At 42.1% G+C, this 9,757-nt stretch carries 11 protein-coding genes; all 11 read left to right on the forward strand.

What is annotated here, in order from left to right; genetic code table 11:
- The first annotated feature begins 625 nt into the window (after positions 1-625).
- On the forward strand, positions 626-904 hold the full coding sequence (locus NTU69_02320) for a septum formation initiator family protein (protein MCX5802364.1): 279 nt from the start codon (positions 626-628) through the stop codon (positions 902-904).
- The gene (locus tag NTU69_02325) at positions 901-1,776 is read left to right on the forward strand and encodes a radical SAM protein (protein MCX5802365.1); all 876 of its coding nucleotides are present in this window, start codon (positions 901-903) and stop codon (positions 1,774-1,776) included. The genes NTU69_02320 and NTU69_02325 overlap by 4 nt, the downstream gene beginning before the upstream one ends.
- A 2-nt stretch (positions 1,777-1,778) precedes the next feature.
- The gene (locus NTU69_02330; protein ID MCX5802366.1) at positions 1,779-2,219 is read left to right on the forward strand and encodes a thioesterase family protein; all 441 of its coding nucleotides are present in this window, start codon (positions 1,779-1,781) and stop codon (positions 2,217-2,219) included.
- A 40-nt stretch (positions 2,220-2,259) separates the two neighbouring features.
- Positions 2,260-3,312: a glycosyltransferase family 9 protein gene (locus NTU69_02335; GenBank protein ID MCX5802367.1), complete on the forward strand. Its 1,053-nt coding sequence runs from the start codon at positions 2,260-2,262 to the stop codon at positions 3,310-3,312.
- Complete coding sequence (locus tag NTU69_02340) at positions 3,312-4,814, forward strand: radical SAM protein (GenBank protein MCX5802368.1); 1,503 nt, start codon at positions 3,312-3,314, stop codon at positions 4,812-4,814. The genes NTU69_02335 and NTU69_02340 overlap by 1 nt, the downstream gene beginning before the upstream one ends.
- Positions 4,815-4,833: 19 nt before the next feature.
- Positions 4,834-5,781, forward strand: a complete 948-nt coding sequence (gene waaF / locus NTU69_02345; GenBank protein MCX5802369.1) for a lipopolysaccharide heptosyltransferase II — start codon at positions 4,834-4,836, stop codon at positions 5,779-5,781.
- Complete coding sequence (locus NTU69_02350) at positions 5,765-6,841, forward strand: bifunctional ADP-heptose synthase (protein ID MCX5802370.1); 1,077 nt, start codon at positions 5,765-5,767, stop codon at positions 6,839-6,841. The genes waaF and NTU69_02350 overlap by 17 nt, the downstream gene beginning before the upstream one ends.
- 159 nt (positions 6,842-7,000) lie before the next feature.
- On the forward strand, positions 7,001-7,483 hold the full coding sequence (locus tag NTU69_02355; GenBank protein MCX5802371.1) for an adenylyltransferase/cytidyltransferase family protein: 483 nt from the start codon (positions 7,001-7,003) through the stop codon (positions 7,481-7,483).
- Positions 7,480-8,256 carry a glycosyltransferase family 2 protein gene (locus NTU69_02360; GenBank protein ID MCX5802372.1) on the forward strand — a complete coding sequence of 259 codons (777 nt, stop codon included), beginning with the start codon at positions 7,480-7,482 and terminating at the stop codon, positions 8,254-8,256. Before NTU69_02355 ends, NTU69_02360 begins: the two co-directional genes overlap by 4 nt.
- Before the next feature lie 48 nt (positions 8,257-8,304).
- On the forward strand, positions 8,305-9,297 hold the full coding sequence (locus NTU69_02365; protein ID MCX5802373.1) for a GDP-mannose 4,6-dehydratase: 993 nt from the start codon (positions 8,305-8,307) through the stop codon (positions 9,295-9,297).
- The coding region (locus tag NTU69_02370; protein ID MCX5802374.1) for a DegT/DnrJ/EryC1/StrS family aminotransferase at positions 9,297-9,757 on the forward strand (461 nt) is incomplete at its 3' end. The genes NTU69_02365 and NTU69_02370, both read left to right, overlap by 1 nt.

The raw sequence follows: 9,757 nt of genomic DNA on the forward strand, positions 1-9,757 counted from the left end.
GGTTATTGAGATTGTAAAACAGTTTGGAAAATTGAAGGTACTTGATGACAGGGAATTGGTCATAGAAATGGAAAAGAAGGAAGACTATCAGAGGCTTGAGAAAGCCCTTGATGATGCCTTTAAGGGCGAGGTAGACGTCGAGCTCATTCAAAAAAAATCATAAAGCAAATTTATTGCACATTTTTTCATGGCTTTAATAAAGCCTGAGAGCCGGAACGCTGTTTCCTCCATTCGCTGGCTCAAAATTTTTACCCTTTCTATGGTCTTCCTCACTTAAATTTGCAAACTTGACCTTTGGTCTTCGGACATGCTCCTGAGCCCCTTACGGGGACGCTAACCTTCAGCCGGGTACCCGCTGGAACTTTGCGGGTGGCCCCAAGAATTGTTGCTCGACTTCGCTCGCAATGAAACCGTGCTCGATGCTCATTCCAGTAAGGTTTAATTGCGAACATAGTGAGCAACAAAGCTCTTCCGGCTTGAAAATAGGTATGCTATCTTCTCATTCCTGTCAACATTCTTATGAGACAGGACACCAGTGCTTTAGAGCTTACCATCAATCGTTATCTAAATATTGATTAGGACTAATAAGATTGACATTTTATTTTCTTGCCGTTAATATAAATATATGCTTGAAGATGTAATAAAGAAATATGGTTTTATAATCTTAATAGCCGCCTTATTTATTCAAATGGTTTTTTCTGAAGGCGGTATCTTTGGATACACAATGTTAAAAAGGGAGATAAAGGCAGTCAGCGCTTCCATTAAAAGGATGGAACAGGAAAATGTACTTTTGATGAACGAAATAGATAAGCTGCAAAAGGACGATCAATATCTGGAAGAGGTTGTGAGAAAAAAACACGGTTTTGTGAGGGAAGGAGAGAGGCTTTACAGGATTGAGAAATGAGGTACGAAGGTGCTATATACAGACCTCCAAGCGAGGCGGACAGCTTAATATTGCAGGTTACCATAGGGTGTTCTCATAATAAGTGCACCTTTTGCGGTTCTTTTAAAGACAAGAAGTTCAGACTAAGGACGCTTGAAGAGGTCAGGGAAGACGTTGAAGAGGCGAAGGCCTATGCGAGGTATATAAGAAAGGTATTTATTGCAGACGGGGATGCCCTCATTATACCGCAGAAAAGGCTTATTCCCATAATTGAGCTTATACGGGATGCCTTTCCCAAGCTTGAGAGGATTGGCATATACGGAAATACAAAATCCATTTTAAAAAAGTCTGTGGAGGAGCTAAAGGCGTTAAAAGAGCTTGGTGTCGGGATTATCTATCTCGGTGTAGAATCCGGTGACCAGGTTGTGCTTGATAGGGTGTGCAAGGGGACTACGCTGGAGAAGACTGCAGAAGCCGCACGCAGGGTAAAAGAGGCAGGGATTATATTATCGGTAACCGTACTTCTCGGTCTGGGTGGGGTTGAGAGGAGCACAATCCACGCAGAAGAGACAGGAAAATTTTTGAGTAAGATAGACCCTGATTATGTAGGTGCCTTAAGCGTGATTATTGTTCCAGGTACCCCGCTCGCTGAGGAGGCGAAAAGGGGGACGTTTGAGGTCCCGAATCCTTATATGTTGCTTGAGGAACTCGCTATCATGATAAAGCACACCAATGTAACCCATACATTTTTTGCCTCAAATCATGCCTCAAACTATCTACCCGTTAAGGCATGGTTGCCGGAAGAAAAGGAAAAGATATTAAAATCGATACAATATGTATTGAATCGAAAAGACCCCTCTCTTTTGAGACCCGAGTTTATGAGGGCACTCTAAAAATGAAACAATTGGACAGAGAAGCCGGAACAAACGATACTGATTTTATAGAAGTACCTGTAAGGGTAAGATATGCAGACACTGACAGAATGGGCATTGTCTATTATGGAACGTACCCGATATATTTTGAGATTGGAAGAAGCGAGTTTATGAGGAAAAGGGGTTTTACTTACAGGGAATTTGAAGATATGGGTTATCACCTTGTTGTTGTGGGTATGGAAGTACAATATTACAGTTCTGCTACCTATGATGACCTTCTAATAGTTAAGACAAAAATATCGGAATTAAAATCGAGAGGACTCACGTTCCATTATGAGATATATAAAGAAGGAAACCTGGTTGTGGAAGGGAAGACAAAGCATATCTGCATAAATAACAGCAAAAAAACTGCAATAATCCCCTCGCAGCTTTTAAAAGTCTTGAGAGATGTCAGCCCCAAATAACATTCTGGTCATAAGATTAAGTTCCTTAGGTGATGTGCTTATGAGTCTTCCTGCAGTGAAGGCTATTAAGGATGCCTTCGCCCAAACCCGTATCTCATGGCTTGTGGAGGGCTCTGTCGGTGAGCTTTTGTCTTATCAGAGCTTTATAGATGATGTGATACAATTTCCAAGGGCGAGCATTGAAAGGGCAATAAGGAAAGGCAATCTTCTCCGTGCCACAGGGGAGTTCAAAGGTTTTTTGAAGAAGCTGAGGGGAACGAGGTATGATCTTGTTGTAGATTTTCATGGAATAATAAAGAGCGCTATGCTATCGATGTTTGTCCGTGGAGAGAGGAGGGTCGGTTTTGGGAAGGCATTTGCTAAGGAAAAAAGCCACCTTTTTTACCAGGAGAAAGTCGAGGCATATGATAAGAGGATTCATAAGGTTGAAAGGAATATGCTCCTCCCGAAGTACCTTGGTATAGATGGTGTTATCCCGGAAGTTACACTTAAAATCCCAGCAGATGTGAACGAATATATAGATAACTTTTTTTCAAGAATAGGTATAGGTACCCCTATCTTTGTAATCAATCCTTTTTCCAGCAAGGGAAGCAGATTCAAAAGATGGGACATGGATAGGTATGCGGGGCTGATTAAGAGAATAAAAGATGAAAGTCGCGCCCATGTTCTTATCCTGTGGGGGCCAGGGGAAGAAGGGGAAGCAGAGCACTTAAGGCAAATGGCAGGCGACGGTGTCTTTTTATCCTGCCCTACAAATATCCCGCAGCTTTTCGCTCTATTGAAGATGGTTGATATGTATATTGGCGGTGATACAGGGGTTATGCACCTTGCAGCATTTGCACATAAGCCTGTTGTGGCAATTTTTGGTCCCACAGATGTTTACGTGAATGCCCCGTACGGTTCACCCCATATAATAGTAAGAAGGGAATTGCCATGCAGCCCTTGCAAGAAAAAGAACTGTCATGGCAGGAAGTGTCTTGAAGATATTACTGTGGAAGAGGTTTTTGAAGCGGTGCAGCGAATGTATAAAAGAGCAGGGCATGGGGGTCAGGGTATAGGGTATAGTAAAAATGGTTTATGTCAGAGGAATTAATGCGTATACTTTTTATCTATCCAAACATTAATGCCCAGATAGGTTTTAATTACGGTATAGCGTATATATCCGGTTTTTTAAAGACCCACAATATTGAGACGTATTTATTGAACGTCAACGAAAAATTAAATTATCCTCTGAACCTTGACAGGATCAAGAAGGATATACTTGACATAAGACCGGATTTGATAGGTTTTTCTGTGCTTACAAACCAGTATAAGTATGCCATCGAGATTGCAAAGAGCATTAAAAGCTACCTTGATGTTCCCATAATCTTTGGGGGTATTCACCCGACTATGGATCCTCAGGGGACAATGTCTGAAGGGTCTGTAGACTACCTGTGTATCGGGGAGGGAGAAGAGGCACTGCTTGAACTAATACAAAAGGGTAATCCAAAAGGCATAAAGAACATAGGGCATAGGGATGGGGGTAATATAATAGTTGAGCCCTTGAGGCCATACATTGATATAACGAAACTGCCTTTTAAGGATTATGATATGTTTAACTTTCAGCAGATGATAGATGCGAAGGATGGATGGGTAGGGTTGATGGCTTCCCGTGGTTGCCCTTTCAGGTGCACCTATTGCCTCAACCATAAAATTATGGGGCTGTATAAAGCACAGGGGCATTTGCCAAAGCATTACCTGCGAAGGCATAGTGTGGATGAGATGATAAAGGAGGTAGAGTATCTCCTTTCACACTACAAAGGTATCAGGATGTTCATATTTGATGATGATATTTTTACCTTTGACAAGGCATGGCTAAGCGAGTTTTCTGAAAAGTACAAAGCGGTCACAGATACAGGTTTTGTTTGTAATGCCCATGCGCGGATATTCGATGAAGACATGGCAAGGCATCTCAAAGAGGCAGGATGCAGGATAGTAAAGTTCGGCCTTGAAAGCGGTAGCGAAAAGATAAGAAGGAATGTATTGAATAGATACATGTCGAATAAAGATATAGAACGGGCCTTTGACGTGGCCCATAAATTTGGACTTCACACATCAGCCTTTGTTATGATAGGATTGCCCCATGAAAAAAAGAAAGATATCATGGAGACAATAGAGCTCCTCGCGAGGATACAACCTGGAAGGTTCCGCTGGTCATTGTTCTTTCCTTTTATAGGCACAAAGGCATACGAGATAGCGGAGCATGCAGGGTTAATAGATTTTGAGAAGATGGGCATGCTTGATAACTTTACAGACGAAACCTGTATGATGCTTGGCAGTGATGTAGATCTTTTTGTTGATAAGCTGAAAACCTTATTCTGTCTGTTTGTGAATGGTTGTGCAGATATAGATGGGGAGCAAAAATACAGGGAGCTTATGAAAAGGATTGAGCTTGCAGGAGGGGATCTCTGGCGCAAAGAGAAAGACCTATTTTTAAAGCAGGTGAACATGCTGGATAAAGAGATGGAAAATAAAGGTAGACTTTACTACACAGTGAAGTATAATCCATTTATGGGCGTGAGGAGTGACTGGAAGGACAATAGTTTATCTTCCTAACTGGCTTGGAGATATAGTAATGGCTACACCCTTTCTCCGTTCTTTGAGGGCATCCCTTGATGGAGAACTCTGGGGTATAGGAAAAAACAATGCCATACACATATATAACGGCCTGGGGCTTTTTGATAGATTTATAGTCCTTGACAATAAAAAGGGGTTTATTTCATTTTTAGATACGGTTAGCATTCTTAAGGGTCTTAATTTTAAAAGGGGCATTGTATTGCCGCATTCTTTCCGTTCTGCCCTTTTGTTCTATGCTGCTCGCATAAAGGAGAGGATTGGCTATGGAAGGAACAAAAGAGGATTTATGCTTACACACCATGTTGATGAAGGAACCACGCCGGAGCCTACAGTAGAGCATTACCTTAAGATTATAGATACGCTTGGTGGCAAAAGGTTTCTGGATGCACCACTGCTTTTTGTAACAGAAGATGAGGAGCAGAAGTTTGATAAGAAGTTTACGGATATTTATAGACCATATATAGCATTTATCGTGGGGGCTCAATATGGGCCGTCTAAATGCTGGCCTGATTATTATTTTTCTCAGCTTGCAGATATGATTGTAAAAGATCACGGTGTGAAGGTATATATACTACCTGGTAGAGGCGAAGAAGGGCTTGCAAATAAAATTTACGAAGGGGTTATCAATAAGGCACACATAGAAGTAAAATCCATGGATATAAGAGACTTAAAGGTATGTCTTTCGAGGGCGTCTATTGTGGTGAGTAATGATACGGGGCCACGGCATATATCAGCGGCCCTTTCTGTTCCCACAATAGTGCTTTTGGGCCCAATGGACCAAAGGTATACACATTATCCAAGTCCTTATGTGTACCAGATATTGAAGGATGTTCCCTGCAGGCCCTGTAATAAGAAGAAGTGTGACAGGACACATGAATGTTTAAAAAACATAACACCAAAAGATGTATTGGAGAAGGTGGAGGAGATACTTGAAGGTAAAAGATAAGAAACAGGGGTCGAGGATCCAAGGGGTCAAGGGGTCAAGAAGAAACTACTCGGGCCCTCGAATCCTCGGATCCTTAACCCCTACAAAAAACACAATTGCATTAATTGACAGGTTCAAGGGGAGAAAGATATGTGTAGTTGGAGATATCATTGCTGATGTGTACATCTTTGGGAAACCATACAGGCTTTCAAGAGAGGCCCCGGTTGTTGTTGTAAAATACGAGGAAGAGAGGATATACCCGGGCAGTGCAGGTAATACGATACACAATCTTTTAGCCCTGGGTGCACATGTTTTTCCTCTGGGTTTTATAGGTAGTGATGATGCAGGGAATAAACTCATAAGATACTTTTCCCGTTATAAAACAGTAGACATGGATGGGTTTATACGGCATGATGGCGAAACAGTTACAAAAACAAGAATACTTGCAGGAGATACACACACATCTAAACAACAGGTTATTAGAATTGACAGGAACATCGATAAACATTTTTCTAAACATGAAAGAAGCCTCCTTAAAAAGAGATTGAAGGAAATTAGTCCCCATATGGATGGGTTCATTATTTCGGACTATGGACACGGGGCAGTCGACAGCGAGATTAGTGCCTATGTGAGAAATCTGGCAAAGAACAAGGTAGTTGTTGGTGATTCGAGGTATAATCTTAAAGAGCTTAAGGGATTTACAATAATTACCCCAAACGAGTCTGAGGCATATAACCTGTCTTCTCTTAATGAAAGGTACGATATAGAAGAAGTGGGCAGGAGAATACTCAAGTTGATGGATGTTGCCGCCCTTCTTATTACGAGGGGGAATAAAGGCATGAGCCTCTTTTTAAAGGGTGGAGAGGTCTATCATATACCTATTTCTGGTAAGGATGATGTCACGGATGTAACAGGTGCAGGCGATACTGTCTGTGCAGCTGTTGCACTTTCGCTTGCAAGTGGTGGAGATTTCTATACAGCATCGCTTATTGCAAACTATGCTGCTGGGGTAGTGGTTATGAAAAGGGGAACGGCAACGGTTACGGCGGAAGAGCTTAAGACAGTGATGAGTGTTAAGTGATAAGTGATGAAGGCAAAGCAATTAGCGTAGAGGATAGGCAAAGAGCTAAAAGCGAAAAGCAATAAGCTATGAGCAAAAGGCAGATTAAAGCGTTTTTAAGGCGGAAGGGTTTTTCTGAAGTAAGCATTGAAAAAGGATAATTTATATAAACGGAGTAGTATGGGAAAGATTATAAGCAGTCTCACTGAATTAAAAAACATTATCGAAGCTGAGAAGAAAAAGGGGAAGAGGATAGTTTTTGGAAATGGCTGTTTTGACCTTCTTCATGTGGGGCATACAAGGTATCTGAAGGGGGCAAAGGCACTCGGTGATATACTAATTTTGGCAATCAATGATGATGCATCAGTAACTGGACTCGGGAAGAGGAGAAAGGCCGTAACGCCAGCCGCAGAAAGGGCTGAGATTATATCCGCAATAGAATATGTGGATTATGTGATAATCTTCAGAGAGCCAACTGTGGAAAGACTCCTCCTGACATTAAAACCCGATATACATGCGAAGGGGACAGACTATACCGAAGATAATGTTCCCGAAAGAAATATAGTGATTTCTTATGGAGGGGAGGTTGCCATCGTTGGAGACCCGAAAGAACATTCAACGAGGGATATTATAAAAACTATAAAACAATTGGAGGACAAGTGAAACTACCTTTATCCATATACATGATAACCCTTAACAACAGCCCCACCATTGAAAGGGCATTGAAGAGTGTAACGGGCTGGGCCGATGAGGTAATTGTTGTTGATTCATACAGTACAGATGGTTCCCCGGAAATAATGCGGAGATATACCGAGAAGGTCTACCAGTATGAAACAGATAGCCAGAGGGATAAATACCAGTATGCACAGGGCTTATGTAAAAACCCATGGGTACTCTTTATTGATGCGGACGAGATCCTTACACCGGGGCTAAAAGAAGAGATAGAACATCTCCTTTCAGTGGAAACCCCCTACGATGCTTTTATTGTGAGCAGGAGAAACGTATATCTTGGAAGGGAAATAAGGTACGGCGGCTGGTATCCTGATGAAGAGATAAGGCTATATAAAAAGGAAAAAGGGAGATGGGAAGGGGGAATACATGCAAGGGTGTATGTTGAGGGCAAGGTGGGGAGGCTGAAAAACCATTACATGCATACCCCTTACATGGATATTGCTCATCAGATAAGGACAATTGACAGGTATTCCGAGGCTTTCGCAGGGGACCTTTACTCAACCCATCAGCATTTTCATCTTTTCAACATGCTCACAAGACCCATATACCGCTTTTTCAGGGATTATATTTTTAAAATGGGTTTCCTCGATGGTATACCGGGGTTTATCATCGTTGTATCTACAATGTTCTACGTTTTTATGAAACATGCAAAATTATGGGAGATGGAGAAAAGGAGTGGAAAAACAGTAAGGAGTAAGGAGTAAGCAGAAGCACCATATAAACTTTATAAATTTGAGAACCGGAGAGAAAATATGAAGGGGTTGGAATCATTCAAAGACAGAGAGGTGCTTGTTACCGGAGGACTTGGTTTTATAGGGAGCAATCTTTCTATAGAACTTGCAAGGCTCGGTGCCCGCGTCACAATAGTAGACAATATGCTGCCAAGACAGGGGGGTAACCCTTTCAACATAAGGGACATAGAGGATAAGGTAAGGGTAAATTTCTCTGATGTGAGAAATGAGCTATCGATGAACCACCTTGTAAAAGGAAAACACTATATCTTTCATCTGGCAGGCCAGGTAAACCATGTTGACAGCATGAGAAACCCTGTTCAGGACCTTGATATAAACTGTCGCGGCACACTCGTACTGCTTGAAGCATTGAGGCAGCATAACAGGTCTGCAAAGGTGATATTTGCAGGAACAAGGGGGGAATACGGATCAAGCGTGAAGCTCCCTGTCGATGAGGACCACCCCACAAACCCAAAGGGGATATATGCAGTTACAAACCTGACAGCAGAAAAGATGGTGCTTGTGTATGATGATATTTATGGAATAAAAGGTGTGTGCCTGAGGATAACGAATACCTATGGTCCACGGCATCAGATGGCGCACGATGAGTATGGTGTATTTAACTGGTTTATTAGAAAGGCGATAGACAATGAGAATATCCCTGTCTTTGGCTATGGACATATTCTTCGTGACTTTCTCTATGTTGATGACCTTGTTGGGTGTATGCTTTTGGCAGCATTGACTGACAGGGCTTATGGAAAGGTTTTTAATGTTGGCACAGGCGTGCCAGTAAGCTTCAACGAACTTGCAAAGAGGATTGTACAGGTAGCAGGTTCCGGCAGGGTAAAATTTACAGAGTTTACAAAGGAGAGGAAAGAGGTCGAGCCGGGCGATTACTATGCTGACATAACACGGATAAAGAAAACAGTAAATTGGGAGCCCGGAATATCGTTGGAGGAGGGTATAAAAAGAACAATAGATTATTACAGAAAGTATAAAAGGGAGTACTGGTAATGTTGGTAAGGATGTTTGACCTCGAAAGAGACCATCAGGAGATAAAGAGAGAACTTGTTAAGATTTTTAAGGATGTGTTGTCAAAGGGGGAGTATATCCTGGGGAAGGAGGTGAAGGCATTTGAGGAAGTCTTTGCTCAATACATTGGGGTCAAGCATGCGGTAGGGGTTGGAAATGGTACCGATGCCCTAAGGATTGGCGGTCTTGCCTGCGGGGTGAAGGCAGGGGATAGATTTGTGACAACGCCAAATACATATATAGCCTCAGCCATGGCGCTTTCCATACAGGGTTTGATACCAACATTTTGTGATATAGAAACAGAAACATACAATATGGACCCTGAGAGTCTTGAGTCCGTCCTGAGTAAGGGAAAGGGTATCAAGCTATGTATCCCTGTCCATCTTTACGGACATCCCTGCCGTATGGATGAAATCCTTGATATATGTAAACGATATAACGT

It is taken from the genome of Pseudomonadota bacterium, assembly GCA_026388215.1.
GTDB lineage: Bacteria > Desulfobacterota > Syntrophorhabdia > Syntrophorhabdales > Syntrophorhabdaceae > JAPLKF01.

Excerpts from the sequence above, each read along its gene's own strand:
- NTU69_02355 (MCX5802371.1), top strand. The coding sequence starts at position 7,001 with ATGGGAAAGATTATAAGCAGTCTCACTGAATTAAAAAACATTATCGAA.
- NTU69_02325 (MCX5802365.1), top strand. The coding sequence starts at position 901 with ATGAGGTACGAAGGTGCTATATACAGACCTCCAAGCGAGGCGGACAGC.
- NTU69_02340 (MCX5802368.1), top strand. The coding sequence starts at position 3,312 with ATGCGTATACTTTTTATCTATCCAAACATTAATGCCCAGATAGGTTTT.
- waaF (MCX5802369.1), top strand. The coding sequence starts at position 4,834 with ATGGCTACACCCTTTCTCCGTTCTTTGAGGGCATCCCTTGATGGAGAA.
- NTU69_02335 (MCX5802367.1), top strand. The coding sequence starts at position 2,260 with ATGAGTCTTCCTGCAGTGAAGGCTATTAAGGATGCCTTCGCCCAAACC.
- NTU69_02320 (MCX5802364.1), top strand. The coding sequence starts at position 626 with ATGCTTGAAGATGTAATAAAGAAATATGGTTTTATAATCTTAATAGCC.
- NTU69_02330 (MCX5802366.1), top strand. The coding sequence starts at position 1,779 with ATGAAACAATTGGACAGAGAAGCCGGAACAAACGATACTGATTTTATA.
- NTU69_02365 (MCX5802373.1), top strand. The coding sequence starts at position 8,305 with ATGAAGGGGTTGGAATCATTCAAAGACAGAGAGGTGCTTGTTACCGGA.